Annotated in this window: 20 protein-coding genes; 16 read left to right on the top strand and 4 right to left on the bottom strand. The window is 67.2% G+C overall.

Annotated features, from left to right (window positions below; all coding sequences use genetic code 11):
- From selB to AC5RUP_RS07585, 4 genes are all read left to right on the top strand, one after another.
- Window positions 1–1,806 carry a selenocysteine-specific translation elongation factor gene (selB, locus tag AC5RUP_RS07600; RefSeq protein WP_494158426.1) on the top strand — a complete coding sequence of 602 codons (1,806 nt, stop codon included), beginning with the start codon at window positions 1–3 and terminating at the stop codon, window positions 1,804–1,806.
- A 380-nt stretch (window positions 1,807–2,186) separates the two neighbouring features.
- A complete protein-coding gene (locus AC5RUP_RS07595) occupies window positions 2,187–3,974 on the top strand; it encodes an ABC transporter family substrate-binding protein (protein WP_494153615.1) in 1,788 nt (595 codons plus the stop codon).
- A 211-nt stretch (window positions 3,975–4,185) separates the two neighbouring features.
- Window positions 4,186–5,727, top strand: a complete 1,542-nt coding sequence (locus AC5RUP_RS07590; RefSeq protein ID WP_494067360.1) for an ABC transporter permease — start codon at window positions 4,186–4,188, stop codon at window positions 5,725–5,727.
- The gene (locus AC5RUP_RS07585; protein WP_494067359.1) at window positions 5,724–6,752 is read left to right on the top strand and encodes an ABC transporter permease; all 1,029 of its coding nucleotides are present in this window, start codon (window positions 5,724–5,726) and stop codon (window positions 6,750–6,752) included. The genes AC5RUP_RS07590 and AC5RUP_RS07585 overlap by 4 nt, the downstream gene beginning before the upstream one ends.
- A 40-nt stretch (window positions 6,753–6,792) precedes the next feature.
- Here AC5RUP_RS07585 and AC5RUP_RS07580 read toward each other — a convergent pair whose 3' ends face one another.
- Window positions 6,793–7,416, bottom strand: a complete 624-nt coding sequence (locus AC5RUP_RS07580; RefSeq protein WP_494153616.1) for a PH domain-containing protein — start codon at window positions 7,414–7,416, stop codon at window positions 6,793–6,795.
- An 80-nt stretch (window positions 7,417–7,496) separates the two neighbouring features.
- Here AC5RUP_RS07580 and AC5RUP_RS07575 point away from each other — a divergent pair, with 80 nt between their 5' ends.
- The 8 genes from AC5RUP_RS07575 to AC5RUP_RS07540 all read left to right on the top strand — a co-directional run bounded on the left by AC5RUP_RS07575 (window position 7,497) and on the right by AC5RUP_RS07540 (window position 18,186).
- On the top strand, window positions 7,497–9,317 hold the full coding sequence (locus AC5RUP_RS07575; RefSeq protein WP_494131953.1) for an ABC transporter ATP-binding protein: 1,821 nt from the start codon (window positions 7,497–7,499) through the stop codon (window positions 9,315–9,317).
- Between the two features lie 133 nt (window positions 9,318–9,450).
- Window positions 9,451–9,987, top strand: coding sequence for a hypothetical protein (locus AC5RUP_RS07570; protein ID WP_494131952.1), 537 nt, complete (start codon window positions 9,451–9,453; stop codon window positions 9,985–9,987).
- Between the two features lie 268 nt (window positions 9,988–10,255).
- Complete coding sequence (locus AC5RUP_RS07565) at window positions 10,256–11,899, top strand: peptide ABC transporter substrate-binding protein (protein WP_494131951.1); 1,644 nt, start codon at window positions 10,256–10,258, stop codon at window positions 11,897–11,899.
- A gap of 124 nt (window positions 11,900–12,023) precedes the next feature.
- A complete protein-coding gene (locus tag AC5RUP_RS07560) occupies window positions 12,024–12,950 on the top strand; it encodes an ABC transporter permease (RefSeq protein WP_494067354.1) in 927 nt (308 codons plus the stop codon).
- Window positions 12,943–13,911, top strand: coding sequence for an ABC transporter permease (locus AC5RUP_RS07555; protein ID WP_494091436.1), 969 nt, complete (start codon window positions 12,943–12,945; stop codon window positions 13,909–13,911). The genes AC5RUP_RS07560 and AC5RUP_RS07555 overlap by 8 nt, the downstream gene beginning before the upstream one ends.
- Complete coding sequence (locus tag AC5RUP_RS07550; protein WP_494153617.1) at window positions 13,908–15,599, top strand: dipeptide ABC transporter ATP-binding protein; 1,692 nt, start codon at window positions 13,908–13,910, stop codon at window positions 15,597–15,599. The genes AC5RUP_RS07555 and AC5RUP_RS07550 overlap by 4 nt, the downstream gene beginning before the upstream one ends.
- A 159-nt stretch (window positions 15,600–15,758) precedes the next feature.
- On the top strand, window positions 15,759–17,681 hold the full coding sequence (gene typA / locus AC5RUP_RS07545; protein WP_494067351.1) for a translational GTPase TypA: 1,923 nt from the start codon (window positions 15,759–15,761) through the stop codon (window positions 17,679–17,681).
- Between the two features lie 10 nt (window positions 17,682–17,691).
- Window positions 17,692–18,186, top strand: a complete 495-nt coding sequence (locus AC5RUP_RS07540; RefSeq protein ID WP_494153618.1) for a hypothetical protein — start codon at window positions 17,692–17,694, stop codon at window positions 18,184–18,186.
- A 24-nt stretch (window positions 18,187–18,210) separates the two neighbouring features.
- Here the strand turns inward: AC5RUP_RS07540 and AC5RUP_RS07535 are convergent, their stop codons facing one another.
- Window positions 18,211–18,705: an ArsR/SmtB family transcription factor gene (locus tag AC5RUP_RS07535; protein ID WP_494067349.1), complete on the bottom strand. Its 495-nt coding sequence runs from the start codon at window positions 18,703–18,705 to the stop codon at window positions 18,211–18,213.
- Window positions 18,706–18,772: 67 nt separating this feature from the next.
- Here AC5RUP_RS07535 and AC5RUP_RS07530 point away from each other — a divergent pair, with 67 nt between their 5' ends.
- Complete coding sequence (locus AC5RUP_RS07530; protein WP_494158425.1) at window positions 18,773–20,089, top strand: MFS transporter; 1,317 nt, start codon at window positions 18,773–18,775, stop codon at window positions 20,087–20,089.
- Here the strand turns inward: AC5RUP_RS07530 and AC5RUP_RS07525 are convergent.
- Complete coding sequence (locus tag AC5RUP_RS07525; protein WP_494067347.1) at window positions 20,077–20,325, bottom strand: putative acetyltransferase; 249 nt, start codon at window positions 20,323–20,325, stop codon at window positions 20,077–20,079. The two genes, AC5RUP_RS07530 and AC5RUP_RS07525, sit on opposite strands and share 13 nt — an antisense overlap.
- Before the next feature lie 91 nt (window positions 20,326–20,416).
- Here AC5RUP_RS07525 and fdxA point away from each other — a divergent pair, with 91 nt between their 5' ends.
- From fdxA to AC5RUP_RS07510, 3 genes are all read left to right on the top strand, one after another.
- Window positions 20,417–20,740, top strand: a complete 324-nt coding sequence (gene fdxA, locus AC5RUP_RS07520) for a ferredoxin (RefSeq protein WP_494067346.1) — start codon at window positions 20,417–20,419, stop codon at window positions 20,738–20,740.
- Window positions 20,741–20,745: 5 nt separating this feature from the next.
- Window positions 20,746–21,873, top strand: a complete 1,128-nt coding sequence (gene dapC, locus AC5RUP_RS07515; RefSeq protein ID WP_494154586.1) for a succinyldiaminopimelate transaminase — start codon at window positions 20,746–20,748, stop codon at window positions 21,871–21,873.
- Between the two features lie 161 nt (window positions 21,874–22,034).
- Entirely contained in the window at window positions 22,035–23,318 is a 1,284-nt protein-coding gene (locus tag AC5RUP_RS07510; RefSeq protein ID WP_494000304.1) for a citrate synthase, read from the top strand.
- Between the two features lie 106 nt (window positions 23,319–23,424).
- Here AC5RUP_RS07510 and galE read toward each other — a convergent pair whose 3' ends face one another.
- On the bottom strand, window positions 23,425–24,438 hold the full coding sequence (gene galE / locus AC5RUP_RS07505) for a UDP-glucose 4-epimerase GalE (RefSeq protein ID WP_494154587.1): 1,014 nt from the start codon (window positions 24,436–24,438) through the stop codon (window positions 23,425–23,427).
- Window positions 24,439–24,552: the final 114 nt, after the last annotated feature.

Below are 24,552 nucleotides of genomic sequence, written 5' to 3'. Positions count from 1 at the left end.
ATGTTCGTGGTGGCCACCGCGGGACACGTCGATCACGGCAAAAGCACCCTCGTGCGCGCGCTCACCGGAATGGAGCCCGACCGTTGGGCCGAGGAACGGCGCCGCGGTCTGACCATCGACCTGGGTTTCGCCTGGACCGTGCTCCCGTCGGGCAGGGACGTGGCGCTCGTGGACGTGCCCGGCCACGAGAAGTTCCTGGGCAATATGCTGGCCGGACTCGGTCCCGTTCCCGCCGTGTGTTTCGTCGTCGCCGCGGACGAAGGCTGGCAGGCCCAATCCAGCGACCACCGGGACGCCGTCGCTGCGTTGGGCATCAACCACGGGCTGGTGGTGCTGACCCGCAGCGACCGCGCGCCGGGCCGGGCCGGCGAGGTCCTCGCGCGGGTGCGGGCGGAGCTGGCCGGCACCGGGCTGCACGACGCCCCGGCAGTCGCCGTATCCGCGGTCACGGGAGCCGGCCTCGACGAGTTGCGCAAGGTACTGGATACAACCTTGTCCTCGATCCCCGCTCCCGACCCCTCCGGCCGCGTGCGGTTGTGGATCGACCGATCCTTCACGATCAGCGGCGCGGGAACGGTGGTGACCGGAACGCTGACGGCCGGCTCCCTGGCCGTGGGCGACCGCCTGCAGCTCGCGGGCCACGGCAGCCTCCGGCCGGTGTCGGTGCGGGGCCTGCACAGCCGCAACGAAGCCTTATCGTCCATCGGTCCGAGCAACCGGGTCGGCGTCAATGTGCGCGGCCTGGCCGCCGGCGGCATCCATCGCGGCGACGTCCTCCTGTCCGAAGACGCCTGGCTCCTCGTGGACAGCATCGACGTCCGCCGCACGATGGGTGCGGCGTTCCCGGACGGGCCGCGGCACCTGCTCGCCCACATCGGCACCGCGGCCGTGCCGTGCCGGGTGCGCCCGTTCAACGAGGACCACGCCCGGCTGACGCTCGAGCGGCGGCTCCCGCTGGCGATCGGGGACCGCCTGGTGCTGCGGGCCGAAGGCAGCCGGTCGGTGCTGGCCGGAGCCCAGGTCCTCGACGTCGACCCGCCGGCGCTCGACCGTCGCGGGGACGGCGCCAGGCGCGCCGAAAGCCTCGCGGCGCTGCCTCCCCGGGGCGACGCGCTCATCGAGGTGGTCCGCCGGGGGGCTGTCCGGAGTGAGCACCTCCGCCGGATGGGTGTCACGGCGCCCGGCAGGGTCCCCGACGACGTCCGGGCGTTCGGCGAGTGGTGGGTGCACGCACCCGTCTTCGACGCCTGGCGGCGGCGGCTTCGGGACGCAGTGCTGGAACTGGGGGAGCAGGACCCGCTGGCGGCCGGCCTGTCCCGCGGGGCCGCCGTTGACCTGCTCGGACCGGCAGGGAACGCGGTGCTCGAGGCGGCCGTCCGGGAGGCGGGGCTGGAACAGGTCGGCGGATACGTCCGGCTGCCGGGCGAACACGGCGATCTCGGTGCCGCCGAGGACGCGGTCAGCACGCTGGAGCGCCGCCTCGGGTCCGAACCCTTCGCCGCCCCGGAAGCCCACGACCTGAGGGCCCTGGGTCTCGGCAACCGCGAACTCGCCGCCGCGGAACGCAGCGGGCGCCTGCTCCGGTTTGCCGGCGGGGTTGTGCTGCTTCCGCAGGCGCCCGCCCTGGCGATGCGCGAACTGGCCCGCCTGCCCCAGCCCTTCACGGCCAGTGAGGCACGCCGCGCGCTGGGCACGACTAGGCGGGTGGCCATCCCGCTGCTCGAACACCTCGACGCACGCGGCTGGACCAGGCGGCTCGACTCCGGCCACCGGACCCTCGTGCGGCGGGCCCAACCGACGGGTTGAGGTCGCGAGGGCCGGCGACGGGGACACAAATCGGTTAGCGCTCGATAACTGAAGCTTGTCTGAGGCAACCGTTTCCGGCGGTGTCCCGAGCCCTCCAGCAGGCCGGGATCGCCGTGTTTCCGGGCATCCGGCCATGGCTCCCGGCCTGAGGCCGGAGTTTTCGCCCGGTGGCGGCCCGTGGCTTTAAGGTTGCATCTCGGTAACAACCGGATATGAAGCGAAGTTTTTATACCCAAGCCGAGGGGTTCCGGTTTACGCTCTATTGCGTGTGAGACATGCCACGTTCGGCGGGAAGCTCGTTGAACTTCAGGCGACGCGGTCTATGTCCGTCCCCTGCAGCACTGCAGGGGACCTTCCAAAGACAGAAACAAGGAGGCGGAATGCGTTTCGGACGTACTTCCAAAGCTATCGGGGTCGCGGCTGTTGCAGCCCTGGCCCTGAGCGCCTGCGCGACTTCGGGTGGCGGAAATTCCCCCGAGGGCACAGGCGATTCCACCGCGGCTGGAGCCGGTGGTTCCATCAGCGTCGCTGAAGTGAACGCCTTCAGCTCCTTTAACTCGGACACCGCCGTCGGCAACGTCGATATCAACTCGAAGATCTCGTACCTGACCCACGCGGACTTCAACTACATCGACAACGAACTCAACGTGGTCAAGAACGAAGAGTTCGGCACCTACGAGAAGGTCAGCGAAGACCCGCTGACCGTCAAGTACACGGTCAACGAGGGCGTCGCCTGGTCGGACGGCAACCCGGTCGACGCCGGCGACCTGCTGCTCGCCTGGGCCGTCTACTCCGGCCATTTCGACGACGCCACCTACAACGACGAGGGTGAAGTCGACAAGGGCACTGCCTACTTCTCCTACGCCGGCGACACCTCCGGCCTGGGCCTGACCGACAAGCCCGAGATCAGCGACGACGGCCGCTCCATCACGCTGAAGTACTCCAAGCCGTTCGCCGACTGGGAGATCTCCTACGGAGTCCTGGACAGCCCGGCCCACGTGGTGGCCGAGAAGGCCGGACTGGCGGACGAGCAGGCACTGGTCGACCTGATCAGCGAGAGCCCCAAGGGTAATCCGGACAAGCCGGCCGAGAACGAAGAGCTGAAAGCCGTCGCCGATTTCTGGAACACCGGTTTCGACAGCAAGACCCTCCCGTCGGACGCCAGCCTCTACCTCTCCACCGGCCCGTTCATCGTGGACAGCATCACTCCTGATCAGTCCATGACCCTGGTCCGCAATGAGGCCTACGAATTCGGACCGATGCCGAACGTGGAGGAAATCACCATCCGCTACATCGGCGCCGCTCCGGACCAGGTCCAGGCGCTGAAGAACGGCGAAGTCGACATCATCGCCCCGCAGGCGTCCGCCGACACCGTGGAATTGCTCGAAGGCCTGGAGGGCGTGACCGTCAACCGCGGCGAGCAGCTCTCCTACGACCACATCGACCTGAACTTCTCGGGCGTCTTCGAGGAAGCCAACGTCCGCGAGGCGTTCATGAAGGCCGTGCCGCGCAAGGCCATCGTCGACCGCCTGATGGCTCCGCTGGATCCGGAGGCCACGCCGCTGGATTCCCAGTTCTTCGTGCCGGCGCAGGCCGCCTACGAGGACTCCGCCGCCAACAACGGCTCCGAGAACTACCAGGAAGCCGACATCGAGGGTGCCAAGGAGCTGCTGGCCGGCGCCACCCCCGAGGTCCGGATCATGTACAACAAGGACAACCCCAACCGCGTGGACGCCTTCACGCTGATCGAGGAATCCGCCTCCAAGGCCGGCTTCAAGATCGTCGACGGCGGCCTGGGCGGCTCCGACTGGGGCTCGGCCCTGGGCGGCGGCACCTACGATGCCACCATCTTCGGCTGGATCTCCCCGGGCGTGGGCGTCAGCGGCGTGCCGCAGATCTTCCGCACCAAGGCCGACTCCAACTACAACGGTTTCTCGAGCAAGGAAGCCGACGCCCTGATGGACGAGCTGATCGTCACCACGGAGCCGGAGAAGCAGGACGAACTCATCAAGCAGATCGACAAGATCGTCTGGGATTCGTTCTACGGCCTGCCGCTGTTCCAGCCGGTCGGCATCGATGCCTACAACAGCGACCGGATCGACGGTGTGAAGTACATGCCGAACCAGACCGGCGTCTGGTGGAACTTCTGGGAGTGGAAGGTTAAGTAACCGCCCCGCCTGTTCCTCGGCAGATAGCATGCAAGGCGTCGGGACCTTGAGTACCACGGTCCCGGCGCCTTGCGGCATTTACCACCGGATTTTCCCGCATAAGTGATTGGGATTTCCCAAATTCCGCTCGTGTGTAACCTGCATTACACTCACTGTGAAAATGCCGGATCCACAAGATCCGCAAACACATACCAACGAGGTTAAAAACGCTATGGTGACCTACATTGTGCGGCGGTTATTCACCGCCGTGCTCATTCTCCTAGGTGCCTCTTTCCTGGTCTATCAGTTGACGGCGCTGTCGGGTGATCCCCTGCACGACCTCCGGGAGAGCAATGCCGCGAATAAGGAGCAGCTCATGCAGCAGCGCATTGCGCTGCTCGACCTGGGAACGCCGGCACCCATCCGGTACTTCGGCTGGCTGGCGGGCGCCGCCAAGTGCGTCGTCCCGTTCGTGGCGCAGTGCGACCTGGGCTATGCCGTCAACGGCCAGCCGGTCACCGTAGAACTCGGCCGGGCCATGGGCATGACCATTCTGCTGGTCACGGCGGCGACAGTCCTCGCCATCATCATCGGTGTTTCCCTGGGTATTGTTTCGGCACTGCGGCAGTACAGCGCCCTGGATTACGGCATCACCTTCATGGCGTTCCTCTTCTTTTCACTTCCCGTTTTCTGGGTAGCCGTCCTGCTGAAAGAATTCGGTGCCATCGGATTTAATAACTTCCTGAGAGACCCAAACATACCCCTGCAATCCATCCTCATCATCGGGTTGGTCAGCGCGGTCGTGTGGTTCGTCTGCGCCAACGGCAGCTACAAACGGAAACTGGGCGCCGCCGGGATCGGTTTCCTGCTGGCTGCCGCAGTGTTCTGGGGTCTGTCGGTCACCCAGTGGTTCAAGACTCCCGGGCTCGGCCTGGTAGTTATCGCCATCAGCGGCGTCGGCATCGCCTTCGGCATCACCCTGCTGGCCGCGGGCCTGAAGAACCGCAAGGCGCTCTACTCTGCGCTCATCAGCGTCGGCGTCGGCGTGGTCATCTACTTCCCGATCCAGCCGCTCCTGGCCCAGGCCACCGGGCTGATGATCTTCCTGCTGGCCCTTGCCGCCGTCCTGGTCGGACTTGCGGTCGGCTGGTTGATGGGCGGGTATGACCGCCGCCAGAGCATGAATGCTGCGGCGATAACCTCCTTCCTGGTCGGATGCCTCATCGCGCTCGACCGCTTCATGCAGGCATGGCCCACTTACTTCACCAACGGGCGTGTCAACCAGCGCCCCATCGCCACCATCGGCTCGGAAACGCCGAACCTGAAGGGCGACTACTGGGTCCATGGCCTCGACACGTTCACCCACCTGCTGCTGCCCACCATCGCGCTGCTGCTGATTTCCCTGGCGTCCTACAGCCGCTACTCGCGGTCGTCGATGTTGGAGATCATGAACATGGACTACATCCGCACGGCCCGGGCCAAGGGCCTGGGCGAGCGCACCGTGGTCATGCGCCACGCGTTCCGCAACGCGCTGATTCCGATCGCCACGATCGTTGCCTTCGACATCGGCGGGCTCATCGGCGGCGCGGTGATCACCGAGCAGGTGTTCGCGTTCGCCGGCATGGGGCAGCTGTTTATCCAGGCGCTGCAAAGGGTCGACCCGAATCCGGTGATGGGTGTCTTCCTCATCACCGGCATCCTGGCACTGGTCTTCAACCTTGTCGCGGACCTGGTCTACTCCGCGCTTGATCCGCGAGTGAGGGTAAAGGCATGAGCACCACGGCAACGAAACCCGTCGCAGCCACCAACGAGAACAAGGCCGGCCTCAGCCAGGGCCAGATCGTCCGCAGGCGCTTCATCGGCAACACGGCCGCCGTCGTCAGTTTGGTGGTCTTTGGCCTGATCCTGCTGATCGCCTATTCGTCCAGCGGGATGTTCGGCCTGCCCGGCTGGTGGAAGTACACGCACAACGGCGTCAACGACATGGTGAACTCGGGAGCGCCCACCCTGCAGCTGTTCCCGTTCAGCCTGGGCGAACATCCGTTCGGCCAGGACCGCCTGGGCCGTGATACGTTCGCCCAGACCATGCGCGGCATCCAGATCTCCGTGGCGGTAATGTTCATCATCGGCCTGGTCGGCGGCGCCATCGGGGTGGTCATCGGCGCCCTCGCCGGCTACTTCCGCGGCTGGGTCGAAGCGGTGCTGATGCGGCTGACCGACGTCGTCATCGTCATCCCGCTGATCATCATCGCGGCGGTGCTCGGCCAGGTCGCCGGGCGGGCCGTCGGGCCCGGCATCCAGCCGTATTTCCTGGGCCTGTTCGTGGGCTGCGTGATCTGGACCGGCCTGGCGCGACTGGTCCGGGCGGAATTCCTGTCCCTGCGCGAGCGGGAATTCGTCGACGCCGCACGGATCGCCGGCGCCTCCAGCGCCCGGATCATCTTCAAGCACATCCTGCCGAACGCCGTGGGCGTCATCATCGTCTCGGTGACCCTGAGCATGTCGGCGGCGATCCTGCTGGAGACCAGCCTGTCCTACCTGGGCCTGGGCGTGAAGGCACCGGACGTCTCGCTGGGCCTGCTGATCAGCCAGAACCAGGAAGCGTTCCAGACCCGTCCGTGGCTGTTCTGGTGGCCGGGCATGTTCATCGTGGCCATCTGCCTGTGCATCAACTTCATCGGCGACGGACTGCGCGACGCGTTCGACCCGCGGCAGAAGAAGTTCAATGCCAAGCGGGCGAAGGCGGCAGCGGTTTCCGCGCACCCCGAGACCGGAACCACCGCGACGACGGGTGTCTAGGATGGGCACCCGTCGCCTGCCCGGCCCCGTGAGGCCCGGCTCAGCGGGCCAGCGTCACGACGCTGAGTACCGCGAGCGCCGTCCCGACGGCGAGGACCGCCCAGTTCGGTGTCCGTCCCACCGGGACGTTGTCGGCGTCCCCGATGCTGATGCTGCCCGCAGCCAGCAGCTCCGCCCAGCGTTTGCGGACGTAGTACGCGGCTGCCCCGGAATCGGTGTTCGCGAGATCGCCGGGGCGGATCGACTGCGCCGGCCCGTAGGTGGTCTCCGGAAGCCCCTGGACGTGATCGGCGCGGGCGCGGTGGACGCCGAACATGCCGGGAGCCGGTGCGGCCCACGAGGTGTACTTGCGGCGCGGGGTGACCAACGTCAGCGCATACTGGGTGTCCACCGTGGCCAGGGCTCCCCAGGGCACGGAGACGGTCCGTACCGGGTTGCGCAACACCACGCCGTCGTCGCCAATAACGACGGCGGGATACCAGGCCAGCCACCAGGTCAGATAGGCAATAGCGAGCAGCGGCCAGGAAACGAGCAGGCTGCCCGGGCCGTGCGTCAGCACCGAGGACGCCAGGCTGACCGCCACGATCGCCCAGACGATGCCCGTGAACCAGGTCGCGGAGCGCGGACGGAAGACCGTGGTGCCGGCGGCAGCAGACGTTGTCATGCCCCCATAGTTTCAGGACCGGGTGCCGGTTCTCCACTAGCCACAACCAACTGCGACACGTTGGAAGGGAAAGACCAGCTATGACTGAAATCATCGATCCGACGCTGCCGGCAGGAAAACTGGAGACGGCCGGCGGAACACCACCCGTCCTGGAGGTCACCAACCTCAGCGTGGACTTCGGCGTGGACAAGGAGTGGGTGCCGGCCGCGATCGGCCTCACCTACGATGTCAAGGCCGGCGAGGTCCTGGCGATCGTGGGCGAATCCGGTTCGGGCAAGAGCGCCAGCTCGATGGCGTTGCTGGGCCTGCTCCCGGGCAACAGCCGTGCCACCGGAAGCGTCAAGCTCAACGGCCGGGAGATCCTGGGCCTTAGCAGCGCCAAGCTCCGGCAGGTGCGCGGCAAGGACGTCGCCGTGATCTTCCAGGAACCCATGACGGCGATGAACCCGGTGTACACCATCGGGTTCCAGATCGTGGAGACGCTGCGGCTGCACTATGCCATCTCGCCCGGCGAGGCGAAGAAGCGGGCACTGCGGCTGCTGGAGCTCGTCGAGCTGCCCGACCCGGACAAGGCCTTCCGGTCCTACCCGCACCAGCTTTCCGGCGGCCAGCGCCAGCGCGCCATGATCGCCCAGTCGCTCTCCTGCGACCCCAAACTGCTGATCGCCGACGAGCCCACCACCGCGCTGGACGTCACCGTCCAGGCCGAAATCCTGGACCTGATGCGCAACCTGCGCAACAAACTGGACAGCGCCATCGTGCTGATCACCCATGACATGGGCGTGGTCGCCGACCTGGCCGACAAGATCGCCGTGATGCGCCGCGGGCGCATCGTGGAGGCCGGCACCGCGATGGAAATCTTTAACAACCCCCGGCACGAATACACGCAGGCCTTGCTGGCCGCCGTGCCGCACCTGGGCGGGCGCCCCGAGGACGGAACGGAAGTCGACCTCACGGCGGCGCTGGCCGCCGCCACCGGGGTCTCGCTGAGCATCGACGAGACCGAGTTGCAGCGGCGCGAACGCGAAAACGCCGAAGCCCTGGCGCAGTCACGCCATGAATCGGCCAAGGGCGACCCCGTGCTTCAGCTGACCAATGTGGCCATCGAATACCCCAAACAGGGGCGGGTGCCCGCCTTCCGCGCCGTGGAGGGGGCCAACTTGTCCATCTACCCCGGACAGGTGGTCGGGCTGGTCGGGGAATCCGGATCGGGCAAGACCACGATCGGTCGCGCCGCCGTCGGACTGCTGCCCGTCGCGGAGGGCTCCCTGCGGGTGGTGGGCCACGACATCGCCGGCGCCCGGCCCAGGCAGCTCCACGCGCTGCGCCGCCACGTGGGCATGGTGTTCCAGGACCCGTCGTCCTCGCTGAATCCCCGGCTGCCGATCGGCGAGAGCATCGGCGAACCGATGTACCTCGCCGGTGTCGCCAAGGGCGCCGCCCTGCAGCGGAAGATCGAGGCGCTGCTGGACCAGGTGGAGCTGCCGCGCGCGTACCGCAACCGCTACCCGCACGAACTCTCCGGTGGCCAGAAGCAGCGCGTGGGCATCGCCCGGGCACTGTCGCTGGAGCCGAGGCTGATGGTGGCGGACGAACCCACCTCCGCGCTGGACGTGTCGGTCCAGGCGACGGTGCTGGATTTGTTCCAGAACCTGCAGCAGGAACTGGGCTTCGCCTGCCTGTTCGTCACTCACGACCTGGCTGTCATCGACGTGCTCGCGGACCGCATTTGCGTGATGCGCCACGGCCGGATCGTTGAGCAGGGCACCCGCGACGAGATCCTGCGCAACCCGCAGGAACTGTACACCCAGCGGCTGCTGGCGGCAGTGCCGTTGCCCGATCCGGAAAAGCAGCGCGAGCGCCGCGAGCTGCGCGCCCAGTTGCTGGCCGCCGGCGACTGACCAGACCCGCAAAGCCCGCCATCCATGGTGCCGGGCCCCCGCCCATGATGAAATGGCGGCGGGGGCTCAGCCGCCCCTGGCCGGTGTGCTGCCACGACGGCGCCGCCGGCCATCGCGCAATCCAGGAGTGTTAGTGGTACGCAGCATGAATATCGAGGCGATTGAAAAGGGCATCGGCGTCAGCTGGGCCGAGGTGGAGGAGTACTTGGCCGGAATCGGCGCCAAGGAACTCAGCCACAAGGACATCGCCGCTGCCTTGCACGAGTCGGGGCTCGCGGACGGCTGGTGGGCGCAGACGGCTACCGTCGCCTACGAACAGCAGATCGGCCGCCGCCAGCCCGGCCAGGACTGCGACGGGGAGTTCCAAACCTCGGTGAGCAGGACCGTCACCGGAAGCATGGATGAGGCGCGCAACAAGTGGGTGGCCGTGGTGGGCGCGGCAGAGGAATTCTCGGGCATCGCGGTCACCCGCGGACCCGAGTTGAGCGACACCGCCAAGTGGCGGTACTGGCGCTGCGGCTTGGCCGACGGCTCCCGGGTCAGCGTCCATATCTACGAGAAGCCCTCGGGCAAGTCCTCGGTTGGAGTGCAGCATGAACGGCTCGAGTCGACCGAGCAGCTTGACCACTGGCGTGCCTACTGGAAAGCGAAGCTCGCCGAGCTGTCCTGAGGGGACCGCGACCGGTCCGTCGCCGTCGCCCCGGTAAGGTTCGTGGCCGTGTCGGTCCCCGGCACACCGGCCCGGAAACCTGGTCAGCGGCCGCGTTAGCACCCCTTATCACCAAATCGCAACCCAATTGGAAGCAAGGCCTGTTATCAGCGTCACAGTTGGCGCCTATGCTGGTGCCACCTGAGCCTGCGCGGCTGCGATCCATGCCGGCGCGGACCGGTCCGGCGTCACAAGCCGCCGGATGGAGCACGGTACCTGAGGAGGCGGCATGCGTTTCGCTCGAACATCCCGACTGGTTGGACTGGCAGCCGCGGCAGTGCTCGCGGTCACGGCCTGTGGGGGCGGCGGTGGTGGCGGCGGCGGCACGGAGGCCGGCGGCGGCAATGCCGAGGCGGTGATCACGGCCAACAGCACGGAGCCGCAGAACCCGCTGGTCCCCACCAACACCAACGAGGTCGGCGGCGGCCGCGTGGTTGACCTCATCTTCGAGGGCCTGATCAGCTACGATCCCGAGGGCAAGCCGGTCAACGAGGTGGCGGAATCCATCGAGACCGAGGACGCGCAGAATTACACGATCACCCTCAAGCCGGACCAGACGTTCACCAACGGCGACCCGGTCACCTCCAGCTCCTTCGTGGACGCCTGGAACTACGGGGCCGCCGTCGAGAACGCCCAGCTGAGTGCCTATTTCTTCGAAAGCATCGAAGGATACGACGAGGTCAGCTCCGAGGGCGCGACCACGAAGGAGATGTCCGGGCTCAAGGTCGTCGATGACACGACCTTCACCGTGGCGTTGAGACAGCCCGAATCCGACTGGCCGTTGCGCCTGGGCTACACAGCCTTCGTGCCGCTGCCGCCCGTGGCCTTCGAGGACATGGAGGCCTTCGGGGAGAACCCGGTCGGGAACGGACCCTACATGCTGGGCGGCGACGGCGCGTGGCAGCACGACGTGCAGATCGAACTGGTGCCGAACCCGGACTACCAGGGCACCCGGACCCCGCAGAACGGCGGGATCACGTTCAAGTTCTATTCGTCCTTTGAGGCGGCCTACCAGGACTTGCTCTCGGACAACCTGGACGTGCTCGACACCGTCCCGCCGAGCGCGCTGGCAAACTTCAAGACCGACCTCGGCGAGGGCCGCTGGCTGGAAAAGCCCTATGCCGGCAACCAGACCATGGTCATTCCGCAGTACCTGGACGAATGGACCGGCGAGGCCGGCCAGCTGCGGCGCCAGGCCATCTCCATGGCGATCAACCGGGACGAGATCACCGAGGTGATCTTCCAGGGCGGCCGGCAGCCGGCCACCGAGTTCACCGCCCCCGTGCTCACCGGCTACAGCGACAGCATCCCGGGCAACGAAGTGCTGCAGTACAACGAGGAGGAGGCCAAGCGGCTGTGGGCGGAAGCCGACAAGATCCAACCGTGGGGCGACAAGACGTTCACCATCGCTTCCAACGCCGACGGCGGCCACAAGGAATGGATCGAAGCAGTCGCTAACGGCCTGAAGAACGTGCTCGGCATCGACGCCCAGTTCGAGTCGTACGCCACCTTCCCCGAGCTGAGGACCAAGGTCACGGCGAAGGAGATGACCGGCGCCTCGCGTGCCGGCTGGCAGGCCGACTACCCGTCGCTGTACAACTTCCTCGGCCCGCTGTACGGCACCGGGGCGGGATCCAACGACGGCGACTACTCGAACAAGGAGTTCGACCAGAAGCTGCGCGACGGGCTGGGGGCGGCCACACCGGAAGAGGGCAACCAGATCTTCAACGAGGCGCAGGAGATCCTGATGCAGGACCTGCCCGTCGTCCCGTTGTGGTACCAGGTCCGGCAGGTCGGCTGGAGTTCCGTCGTCGAGAACGTGGACACCGCCTGGAACGGGGTGCCGATTTACCACCAGATCACCGGCAAGTGACCCCGAGGCGCTGCGGGGCCTGGCCGCGGCCGGGCCCCGCAGCGCGCCCCAACTCCCGATCCCACCGAGAGGCAGGGTTGATGATCCATCACTTGGCGGCACGCAGGGCGCAAGGAGGAAGCTAGTGCTCTGGTACATCTTCCGGCGCTTCCTGCAGATGATCCCGGTGTTCTTCGGCGCCACGTTCCTGGTCTATTTCCTCGTTTTTTCGCTGCCGGGCGATCCCATCCAGGCCCTGTTCGGCGACCGCACGGTCAACCCCGCGGTGGCCGCCCAGCTCCGGGCGCAGTACAACCTGGACCAGCCGTTCCTCATTCAGTACGTCCTCTATCTGAAAAACCTCGTCACCTTCAATCTCGGCAACGACTTCTCCGGCAGGCCCGTCGCCGAGGTGCTGGCCCAGATCTTCCCGGTCACGGTCAGGCTCGCCATCCTCGCGCTGATCTTCGAAGCCGTCTTCGGCATCCTCTTCGGATTGATCGCCGGGCTGCGGAAGGGCCGGATGTTCGACGGCACCGTGCTGGTCGCCTCGCTGATCGTCATCGCGATCCCGATTTTCGTCCTCGGTTTCGTCCTGCAGTTCGTCGTCGGCGTCAAGCTCGGCTGGGCCAGACCCACGGTCGGCGCCCAGGCGGGCTGGTCCGACCTGATACTCCCCGCCGTCGTGCTGGGCCTTGTGTCGTTGGCCTACGTGCTGCGCCTGACCCGAACCTCCATCATCGAGAACATGAACGCCGACTACGTGCGCACCGCGATGGCCAAGGGCTTATCCAGGCCGCGCGTCGTCGTCGTACATATCCTGCGGAACTCGATGATCCCGGTCGTGACGTTTTTGGGCGCCGATCTCGGGGCCCTGATGGGCGGGGCGATCGTGACCGAGGGCATCTTCAACGTCCCCGGCGTCGGCCAGCGCCTGTACCAGTCGGTGCTGCGGGGCGAGGGCCCCACCATCGTGTCCATCGTCAGCGTGCTCGTGCTCGTCTACATTCTGGCCAACCTGCTGGTGGACGTGCTCTATGCCTGGCTCGACCCGAGGATCCGTTATGCCTAGAGAACCGCTGGAACGCGACAACCAGGCCATCGAGCATTTCGTGGCGCCCCTGGACGAAACGCCGCTGCTGGCCACCGACAAGGTCGACGAGGATGTCCAGCCGCTGAGCCTGTGGGCCGAAGCCTGGCGGAACCTGCGGAGACAGCCGCTGTTCATCATCTCGGTGCTGCTGCTGGTGCTGGTCATTGTCGTGGCGCTCTTCCCGTGGATCTTCACCCAGACACCGCCGGCGCAGAATTGCCTGCTGGCCAATTCCGACGGCGGACCGGCGCCCGGGCACCCGCTGGGGTTCACCAAACAGGGCTGCGACGTCTATTCGCGCATCATCTACGGGACCCAGGCGTCGCTGACGGTGGGTATCTTCGCCACGCTCGGCGCTCTGCTGATCGGCGGGACGCTCGGCGCCATTGCCGGGTTTTACGGCGGCTGGCTGGACTCGGTGATCGCCCGGATCGGCGACGTCTTCTTCGCGCTGCCGCTGATCCTGGGCGCCATCATCATCATGCAGCTGCCGTTGTTCCGGGCCAACCGCAACGTCTGGACGGTGGTCATCACGCTGGTGGTCTTCGGCTGGCCGCAGGTGGCACGCATCACCCGGGGCGCTGTCATTTCGGTGCGGAACGCCGACTTCGTCACGGCGGCCCGGTCGCTGGGCGTCTCCAGGCTTGCCGCCCTGGTCAAGCACGTCATTCCCAACTCCCTGGCGCCCGTCATCGTGGTGGTGACGGTGAACCTGGGCATCTTCATCGTCGCCGAGGCCACCCTGTCCTTTTTGGGCATCGGGCTGCCGCCGGACGTGATGTCCTGGGGCAATGACATCTCCACGGCCCAGGTGTCGCTGCGCTCGAACCCGGCCAGCCTGCTCTGGCCTGCACTGGCGCTCTCCGTCACCGTGCTGAGCTTCATCATGCTCGGCGACGCCCTCCGCGACGCCCTTGACCCGAAGGCGAGGAAGCGATGACGCACATCCGCGAAGTCGAGGGTGCCGCGCCCCTGCTGCAGATCAAAGACCTGGCGATTACGTTCCGAACGTCCACCGGGGACGTGGAGGCGGTCAAAGACGCCCACCTGACGGTCATGCCGGGGGAGACCGTGGCGATCGTGGGCGAATCAGGCTCGGGCAAGTCGACCACCGCGCTGGCGGCCATCGGACTGCTCCCGGAGAACGGCCGGGTCTCCGGAGGGCAGATCGTCTTCGCCGGGGAGGACCTGGCCGGCGCCAGCAGCCAGCGGATCGTGGAACTGCGCGGCAATTCGATCGGCATGGTGCCCCAGGACCCCATGTCCAACCTCAACCCGGTGTGGAAGATCGGCTTCCAGGTCAGGGAAACGCTGCGCGCCAACGGGCTCCGGTCCGATAACGCCGCGGTGGCCAAAGTGCTGGCCGAGGCGGGCTTGCCCGATGCCGCCAGCCGATCCCGGCAGTTCCCGCACGAGTTTTCCGGCGGCATGCGCCAGCGCGCCCTGATCGCCATCGGCCTGTCGTGCCGGCCCCGGCTGCTGATAGCCGACGAGCCCACCTCGGCCCTCGACGTGACGGTGCAGCGCCAGATCCTGGACCACCTGGAATCGATGACCCGGGACCTCGGCACCGCCGTCCTGCTGATCACGCATGACCTCGGCCTGGCCGCCGAACGTGCCCGCAAGGTGGTGGTCATGTACAAGGGCCGGGTGGTGGAATCGGGTCCCGCCCTGCAGATACTGCAGAACCCGCGCCACCCCTACACCCGGCGGCTGGTCGAGTCCGCGCCCTCCCTGGCCTCGCGGCGGATCCAGTCGGCGAAGGCCGCCGGCATAGAAACCACGGAACTGCTGGCCCCGGTCGGCCAGGAGGCCCAGGCCGCGGACAACGTCATCGAGGTCAAGGACCTGACCAAGGTCTTCAAACTGCGCAGCGGGTTTGGGAAGTCCACCGACTTCACCGCCGTGGACAACGTGTCCTTCGCTATCAAGCGCGGAACCACGATGGCGTTGGTGGGGGAGTCGGGATCCGGCAAGTCCACGGTGGCAAAGATGGTCCTGAACCTCGAGTCGCCGACCAGCGGCCGCATTGTCTTCGACGGCGTGGACATGACCGGCCTCAACGCCAAGGCCCTGCTGGCCTTCCGCCGGCGGGTCCAGCCGATCTTCCAGGATCCGTACGGATCGCTGGACCCCATGTACAACATCTTCCGCACCATCGAGGAGCCGCTGCGGGTGCACAACATCGGCGACCGCTCCAGCCGCGAGGCAAAGGTCCGGCAGCTGCTGGACCAGGTGGCGCTTCCGGCGTCGGCCATGCGCCGGTTCCCGAACGAGCTCTCCGGGGGCCAGCGTCAGCGGGTCGCCATCGCCCGTGCGCTGGCCCTGGATCCCGAGGTCGTGATCTGCGACGAGGCCGTATCCGCGCTGGACGTGCTGGTCCAGGCCCAGATCCTGGACCTCCTGGCGGGCCTGCAGCAGGACCTGGGGCTGAGCTACCTGTTCATCACGCACGACCTGGCCGTGGTCCGGCAGATCGCCGACGACGTCACCGTGATGGAAAAGGGCAGGGTGGTGGAGGCCGGCACCACGGACGGCGTCTTCGACTCCCCGCAGCAGCGGTACACGCAGGAGCTGCTGGCGGCCATTCCCGGCGCGACCCTGGAGTTGCCGCCGGAGGTGGCCTGACACGGATTCCGGCCCCGTTGCCGGCCCGGGGTCCGGGCCCCCGTTAGGCCATGAGTGGCCTTGCGGATTACAATGGAGTGCCTACCCGCATCCGGGCACGGCGCTGGCTGTCCGATATTAGGCCCAGGTTCCATGTAATCCACGGAAGAGTAATCCCGCATGTCTGAAACCACCGCATCGACGCAGAGCGCCGTCCGCAGCGACCTTCGCAACGTCGCGATCGTAGCCCACGTCGACCACGGGAAGACCACCCTCGTGGACGCCATGCTGAAGCACACCGGTGCCTTCTCCAGCCACGGCGAGACTGAAGAGCGCGTCATGGACTCCGGGGAACTGGAACGTGAAAAGGGCATTACCATCCTGGCCAAGAACACCACCGTGTTCTACTCCGGCCCGTCTGCCCAGGGCGAGACCATCACCATCAGCGTGATCGACACTCCCGGGCACGCCGACTTCGGCGGCGAGGTGGAGCGCGGCCTGTCCATGGTGGACGGCGTGGTCCTGCTGGTCGACGCCTCCGAGGGCCCGCTGCCGCAGACCCGTTTTGTGCTGCGCAAGGCGCTGGCCGCCAAGCTCCCCGTCATCCTGGTGGTCAACAAGACCGACCGTCCGGACGCCCGCATCGACGCCGTCGTCGCCGAGGCGATGGACCTGCTGCTGGGCCTGGCCTCCGACCTTGCCGACGAAGTCCCCGACCTGGACCTGGATGCCGTCCTCAACGTTCCCGTTGTCTATGCATCCGGCAAGGCCGGCCGCGCCTCGCTGACCCAGCCTGCCGACGGCTCCCTGCCGGAAGACGAGGACCTGGAGCCGCTGTTCGCCACCATCATGGAGCACGTGCCGGCCCCGTCCTACGATCCCGACGGCGTGCTGCAGGCCCACGTGACCAACCTCGACGCCTCCCCGTTCCTGGGCCGCCTGGCGCTGCTGCGCATCTACAACGGCACCCTTCAGAAGGGGCAGACCGTGGCCTGGGCCCGCCAGGACGGCCAGCTGAAGAACGTCCGGATCTCCGAGCTGCTGGCCACCAAGGGACTGACGCGCGTTCCGGCCGAATCCGCCGGCCCGGGCGAGATTGTCGCCGTCGCCGGCATCGAGGACATCACCATCGGCGAGACCCTGACCGATGCCGAGAACCCGCAGCCGCTGCCGCTGATCAAGGTGGACGATCCGGCCATCTCGATGACCATCGGCATCAACACCTCGCCGCTGGCCGGCAGGGTCAAGGGCGCCAAGGTCACCGCCCGCCAGGTCAAGGACCGGCTGGACAAGGAACTGGTGGGCAACGTCTCGCTGAAGGTGCTGCCGACCGAGCGTCCGGACGCCTGGGAGGTCCAGGGCCGCGGCGAGCTGGCGCTGGCCATCCTCGTGGAGCAGATGCGACGCGAAGGTTTCGAGTTGACCGTGGGCAAGCCCCAGGTGGTCACCAAGACCATCGACGGCAAGGTGCACGAACCGATGGAGCACATGACCATCGACGTGCCCGAAGAGTACCTCGGCGCCGTCACCCAGCTGCTGGCCGCCCGCAAGGGCCGGATGGTCAACATGGCCAACCACGGCACCGGCTGGGTCCGGATGGAGTTCATCGTTCCGGCCCGCGGCCTGATCGGCTTCCGCACCCGCTTCATGACCGAAACCCGGGGCGCCGGCATCGCCGCGTCCATCTCCGAGGGCTACGAGCCGTGGGCAGGGCCGATCGAGTACCGCACCAACGGTTCGATGGTGGCCGACCGGGCCGGCGTGGTCACGCCCTTCGCGATGATCAACCTGCAGGAACGCGGCTCCTTCTTCGTCCAGCCCACCTCCGAGGTCTACGAAGGCATGATCGTTGGCGAGAACTCGCGGGCTGACGACATGGACGTGAACATCACCAAGGAGAAGAAGCTCACCAACATGCGTGCCGCTTCCTCCGACAGCTTCGAGAACCTCACCCCGCCGCGGAACCTGACCCTGGAAGAGTCGCTCGAATTCGCCCGCGAGGACGAGTGCGTGGAGGTCACCCCGGAAGCGATCCGCATCCGCAAGCTGGTGCTGGACGCCAACGAGCGGCTCAAGGCGGCCCGGGCGCGCGCCAGGGCATAAGCTGGACCGTATGACAGAGCAGAGGCAACCCGCCGGAGACCACGGCGGGTTGCCTTCCGCTGTTTTCGGGCCAGGCCTCGAACGGCGCCCCACACGACGGCGGCGTCCCGCCCTTCAGGGGTGGGGCACGGCCGTCTTCGGTGCGGTGGCGACGGCGGTCGCCGGAACGGCCCTTCACTCCCAGATTCTCTATGCCGGCGAGTCCGGGTACCCGTGGGGCGCCGCGGCGGCCCTGCTGTTCGCCCTGGCGGTGATGGTCTGGGCCGGACTCAAGACGCACAACGTCCTGATGGCCGGCCTGACGGGTGTTCTCTCGTACGTCCTCGTCGGGCTGATGGCGATGGCTCCCGGTGGGGAGCCGCTGATCGTCACGGGGACCACCGCAGCGGTGGAATTGCCGATCGCCGTGGCCGGCCGGATCTGGATGATCGGGCTGGTTTTCGCCACCATCGTGGCGCTGCTGGCCTGTGCCTGGGCACTTAGGCCGCGGCGGGCCGGGGCCTGATCCGCGTCGCCCGCGCGCCGGGCGTCAGTTCGCCGTCTGGTCCAGATGGTGGGCCATGAAGATGGAAGTTGCGGTCCCGTCTTCGTCGGCGGGCAGCATCGCGTATTCCTCGAAGATTGCGCGGATCTTCGCCAGCATCTCCTCGCGATGCGCGTCGTTGAGCTTGATGCCCATTCGCGTGGTTTCGATCTGGTCAGGGGCCAGGCCGTCGATTTCCTGCAGGAAGGTCTCTACCAGCACCGGTGCCGCGTCCGGCATCTTCGCGCCCCACGACATCCGGGTGGCACGGTAGGGGACCTCCTTGGCGCCCCGGTTGCCCTTCCGCGGTTCCTCGGCCTCCAGGAAGCCGGTGTTGAGCAGCGTGCGCACATGGTGCAGCGAGGTGGCCGGATTCAGGCCGAGCAGTTCCGCGATCTCCTTGTTGGTCCGGGACCGGTGGAGGCAGAGCCGGAGTATACGCAGCCGTACCGGGGAGCTGAGCGCCCGCCCGGTGGCTTGCAGGTCCTGATCCGTAGGCATGTCTCCAGCATACGACACCGGCGCCTAATGATTGACTTTCCCCAATCGCTGTCTGAGACTGTGACCTGTGACCCAGCTACCCGCGCCAGGGGCCTCCGGAACAGCTCCGGCGGCCGGCGCCACCCACCCGGGCGGCGCACCGCCGTCGTTATGGCGGGACCGGAACTTCCGTACCTTCTGGTCGGCCCAGACGCTCAGCCAGGTCGGGGCCCAGGTCGGCCAGCTGGCCGTCCCGGTGCTCGCCGTGGCCGTGCTCGGGGCCACCGAATTCCAGGTGGGTGTCCTCACTGCCAGCGCCACCGCCGCCTTTCTGCTGATCGGGTTGCCGGCGGGCGCCTGGGTGGACCGCTGGCTCAAGCGGCGGGTCATGATCACGGCCGACCTGGTCCGTGCCGCCGCGATGCTGTCCGTGCCGCTGCTGTGGTGGGCGGGCGTGCTGCAGATGTGGCACCTGTACGCGGTGGCGGCCGTGCTCGGCTGCGCAACGGTGTTCTTTGACGTGGCCTACCAGAGCTACATCCCGGTCCTGGTGCGCAGCGACCAGGTGTCGTCGGCGAACTCCAAGCTGGAGAGTACCGCGCAGCTGGCGAGGATGGGCGGACCCGCCGCGGGCGGCGGCCTGCTGCAGGTGATGGCGGCTCCGCTGCTGTTCCTGGCCGATACGCTCGGCTACCTCTTCTCGGCCCTGTTCCTGATCCGCACCTCGGACCGGGAAGTGCCTGCTCCGCGGCACGGCCGGCGGCCGCTCGCGGTGGAAATCAAGGAAGGGCTCGGCTTCGTGGTGCGGCACCCGCTGATCAGCCGGATAGCCGCGTGCACGGGCCTGTCCAATTTCTTCGCCGGCTTGGTTTTCACCTTGTTTCCCATCCTGGTGCTGCGCGAACTGGGCCTGGGCCCGGCCGCGCTGGGGCTGGTCTACTCGGTCGCCGCGGCCGGCGGACTGCTGGGCGCGGTGGCCGCGCCCCGGCTGGCGAAGCTGACCGGCGAGGGGGCCCTGATTCCGCTGGCTAGTGTCGCGTCGGCGGTCTTCCTGGCGGCGATGCCGTTGTCGGTGCTGATGCCGGACACCGCCTCGGCACTGCTCCTGCTGATCGTGGGCGAGGCCGGCGTCGCCTTCTGCTCCCTGGTCTACAACGTGATGCAGGTGACGATGCGCCAGCGGGTCTGTCCGCCGCGGCTGCTCGGGAGGATGAACGCCTCGATCCGCTTCGTGGTGTACGGCGTGTTGCCTCTCTCCGGACTGCTGGCGGGCCTGCTCGGCGGAACCATCGGGTTGGTGCCCACCCTGTGGATCGGTGCGGCCGGGTCCGCGCTTGCCGCGGCGCCGGTACTGTTCTCGCCCCTGTGGGCCCTGCGGAAACTGCCGGACAGTTACGAGGGCTGACCGCCGGCCCGCGGGCGGCGCCGCGGCGGGGCGGGCGGCACCTGCTTGGCCGCGGCCACGGCCGACAGGGAGACGACGACGTCGCCGCGCCTGGTGACCACCGTGCAGCTTTCGGCGTCGACGGCGCGCAGTTCGCCGAGCACGTCGGTAAATCCGCCCTCGATCCGGTATCGGACCACCACGCGCGTTCCCGGTGCTGCTGCGGCCAGAAACGCGGCGGGGGTAGCGGGTATCACGTCACCATCTTAGGCAGGCCGTGCCCGGCTGGGGAGATAATGGTCCGAACGGATACGCTGGTGGGAACTGTTCAGAAAGGTGCTGACGGACGTGACGTACGTAATCGCACAGCCGTGCGTGGATGTAAAAGACAAGGCATGTATCGAAGAATGCCCGGTGGACTGTATCTACGAAGGCGAACGGGCCCTGTACATCCACCCGGATGAATGTGTCGATTGCGGCGCCTGCGAGCCGGTCTGCCCGGTCGAAGCCATCTACTACGAGGATGACACCCCCGAGGAGTGGGCCGACTACTACAAGGCCAACGTGGAGTTCTTCGACGATCTGGGTTCCCCGGGCGGTGCCGCCAAGCTGGGCAACACGCACAAGGACCACCCGCTGATCGCCGCGCTGCCGCCGCAGAACCAAGACTGAACTCGATGAGTCCCTTCGGCCTGCAGCTGCCGGAATACCCGTGGGACGCCATGGCGCCCTACGCGCAAAAAGCGGCCGCGCACCCGGGCGGCGCGGTGAACCTGTCCATCGGCACGCCGGTTGACTCCACTCCGGCCGTCGTCCGGGAGGCCCTGGCCGCGGCCGCCGACGCGCCGGGCTACCCCACGACCCACGGCACCGCCGAACTGCGGGAAGCGATCGTGGATTGGTTCGGCCGCCGTCGCAACGTTCCCGGCATGGACCCGGAGGCGGTCATGCCCACCGTCGGCTCCAAGGAACTGGTCGCCTGGCTGCCCACCTTGCTGGGACTCGGGGCGGGCGACGTGGTGGTGCGCCCCGTCGTGGCGTATCCGACCTACGACATCGGCGCCATCCTCGCCGGCGCGACCCCGGTGGCGGCGGACAACCTGGCGGACCTGGATCCGCAGACCAGGAGCCGGGTCAAACTGGTGTGGGTCAACTCGCCGGGCAACCCCACGGGCATTGTCCGGGACCGGGCAGAGCTGCGCACCCTGGTGGAGGACGCCCGCGGCCTGGGCGCCGTGGTCGCCTCCGACGAATGCTACGCGGAGCTGGGCTGGGGCGCCTGGGACACCGCGCGCGGCGGGCAGGCCGTGCCGAGCGTGCTGGACCCCTATGTCGCGCAGGGCTCGCACGAGGGCCTGCTGTGCGCCTACTCGCTCAGCAAGCAGTCAAACCTTGCCGGGTACCGTGCCGCGTTCCTGGCCGGCGACCCGGCGCTGATGCCGAACATCATCAACAGCCGCAAGCACGCCGGCATGATCGTGCCGTTCCCGGTGCAGGCCGCGATGCGCGCCGCCCTGCGCGACGACGCGCACGTCCAGGAGCAGAAGGACCTGTACCGGAGCCGGCGCGAGCGGCTCTTGCCGGCGCTGGAGAATTTCGGCGTGCAGATCCGCCACTCCGAGGCCGGCCTGTACCTGTGGGGGAGCGCGGGGGAAGATACGTGGACCACCGTGGGCCGTCTGGCCGAGCTGGGCATCGTCACCGGACCCGGCGTGTTCTACGGCGAGGCCGGCAACGGCCATGTCCGGGTGGCGCTGACCGGCAGCGACGAACGGATCGACGCCGCCGTCGAACGGCTTTCCTGACCCGGCCAGGCGGCGCCCGACTGTGGATATGAACAAAAATATATGTCGCGGATTAGATATATCCGTGACTCTACGGGTAGCGTTTTACCCGAGTATGTGCATGCTCAGTGCCACAAGCGCCCGGCGTGCCGTAAGCTTCTAAACCTCCTGAAGGGGACTCAATGACTGAGCAGACCGGTGCCAAGCTGCACTTCGATGGCGGCGAACTCGAACTCCCACGGCTCAAGGCCGCCGAAGGCAACGACGGTTACGACGTATCCAAACTGCTGAAGCAGACCGGCGCGGTCACCTTCGACCCGGGGTTCATGAACACGGCGGCCACCACCTCAGCGATCACCTACATCGACGGCGACGCCGGGGTGCTCCGCTACCGCGGCTATCCGATCGAGCAGTTGGCCGAGCACTCGAGTTTCCTCGAAGTGTCCTACCTGCTGATCTACGGCGAACTGCCCACACCCACGGAGCTGGAGGAGTTCGACCACAAGATCCGCCGCCACACCCTGCTGCACGAAGAGCTCAAGGGCTTCTTCGGCGGGTTCCCGCGCGACGCGCACCCGATGCCGGTGCTCTCCTCGGCGGTCAGCGCGCTGTCCACCTTCTACCAGGACTCGCTGGACCCGTTCGACGACAAGCAGGTGGAGCTGTCCACCATCCGCCTGATGGCGAAGCTGCCGGTGATCGCCGCCTACGCGCACAAGAAGTCGATCGGCCAGGCGCTGCTCTACCCGGACAACTCCATGAACCTGGTCGAGAACTTCCTGCGCCTGAGCTTCGGCCTGCCCGCCGAGCCCTACGAACTGGACCCGACCGTGGTCAAGGCCCTGGACCTGCTGCTCATCCTGCACGCCGACCACGAGCAGAACTGCTCCACGTCCACCGTGCGCCTGGTGGGCAGCTCCAACGCCAACATGTTCGCGTCCGTCTCCGCCGGCATCAACGCCCTGTTCGGCCCGCTCCACGGCGGCGCCAACGAGGCGGTGCTGAACATGCTCCGCCAGATCCAGGCCAGCGGCCAGGAGCCGGAGCAGTTCATGGAGAAGGTCAAGAACAAGGAAGAAGGCGTGCGCCTGATGGGCTTCGGGCACCGCGTCTACAAGAACTATGATCCGCGCGCCCGCCTGGTCAAGGCCACCGCGCACGAGATCCTGGGCAAGCTCGGCGGCAACGACGAGCTGCTGGACATCGCCATGCGCCTGGAAGAGAAGGCGCTGGCGGACGACTACTTCATCGAGCGCAAGCTGTACCCGAACGTGGACTTCTACACCGGGCTGATCTACAAGGCCATGGGCTTCCCGGAGAAGATGTTCACCGTGCTGTTCGCCATCGGGCGCCTGCCCGGCTGGATCGCCCAGTGGCGGGAAATGATCAAGGACCCGCAGACCAAGATCGGCCGCCCGCGGCAGCTGTACACGGGTGCGCAGGAGCGCGAGTACCCGGCCCGCTAGTACGACGGCGGAGCACGCCTTGACGCCGATGGCCCCCGGAGCAATCCGGGGGCCATTCGTTTGCTTCAGGCGGAGATCATCGACGCCTGCCGCTTGCGCCGTTTGGTCAGCCGGCGTAACCGTTCGGGTTGTTCTTCTGCCAGCGCCAGTGGTCTTCGCACATCTGCTCGAGGTTCTTGACGGCCGACCAGCCGAGCTCGGCCAGCGCGGCCGAAGGGTCGGCATAGCTGATGGCGGCGTCTCCGGGGCGCCGGTCGGTCAGCTCGTAGGGGATGTCGAATCCCGCGGCCTTGCCGAACGCGGCGAGGACCTCCAGCACGGACGAGCCCTTGCCGGTGCCCAGGTTCCATCGGCGCACTCCGGGCCGGCCGGCGATGAAGTCCAGGGCCGCCAGGTGCCCCGCGGCCAGGTCCATGACATGGATGTAGTCGCGCACGCCGGTACCGTCCGGCGTCGGGTAGTCGCTGCCGAAGACCCGGACCTTGTCCCGGCGGCCCACGGCCACCTGCGCCACGAACGGCAGCAAATTGTTGGGCACACCCGTCGGGTCTTCGCCGATCCGCCCGCTCTCGTGCGCGCCCACGGGGTTAAAGTAGCGCAACAGGGCCACGTGCCAGCGCGGGTCGGAGTCGCCCAGGTCGGACAGGATGTCCTCGATCTGTTCCTTGGTCCGGCCGTACGGATTGATGGCGTCCAACGGAAGCTTCTCGGTCAGCGGCACCTCCTCGGTGGCGCCGTACACCGTGGCCGAAGAACTGAACACGATCGTGCGGACGTCGTGGGCGTCCATCGCGCGGAGCAGGTTCAACGTGCCGCCCACGTTGTTGTGGTAGTAGTGCAGAGGTTTCTCAACGGACTCGCCGACGGCCTTCAGGCCGGCAAAGTGGATCACGGCGTCCACGGACTCGGTCTCCAGCACCCGGCTGAGCGCGGCCTCGTCGAGCAGGTCGGCCCGGTGGAACCGTGCCTGCCGGCCGGCCAGCTCCTGGACCCGTCGCAGCGACTCCTCGCTGGAATTGGCCAGGTTGTCGAGCACCACCACGTCATGCCCCGCCTCCAGCAGGGCGAGCGTGGTGTGCGAGCCGATGAAGCCGGTTCCTCCGGTGACCAGAATTCTCATGCCCACCAGCTTAGTAGCTCACCCCCGATCACCCCGCCACGGACCGCAGCGGGGTAGGTACAGGGCTGGACAGCAAGGTCTAGAGTTGAGCTACAGGCGGCAGTGGAGATCCCC

The organism is Arthrobacter sp. Y3223151 (assembly GCF_059091125.1).
The sequence above is the reverse complement of the archived record's forward strand: the minus strand, read 5'-3'. Positions and strand labels throughout refer to the sequence as shown.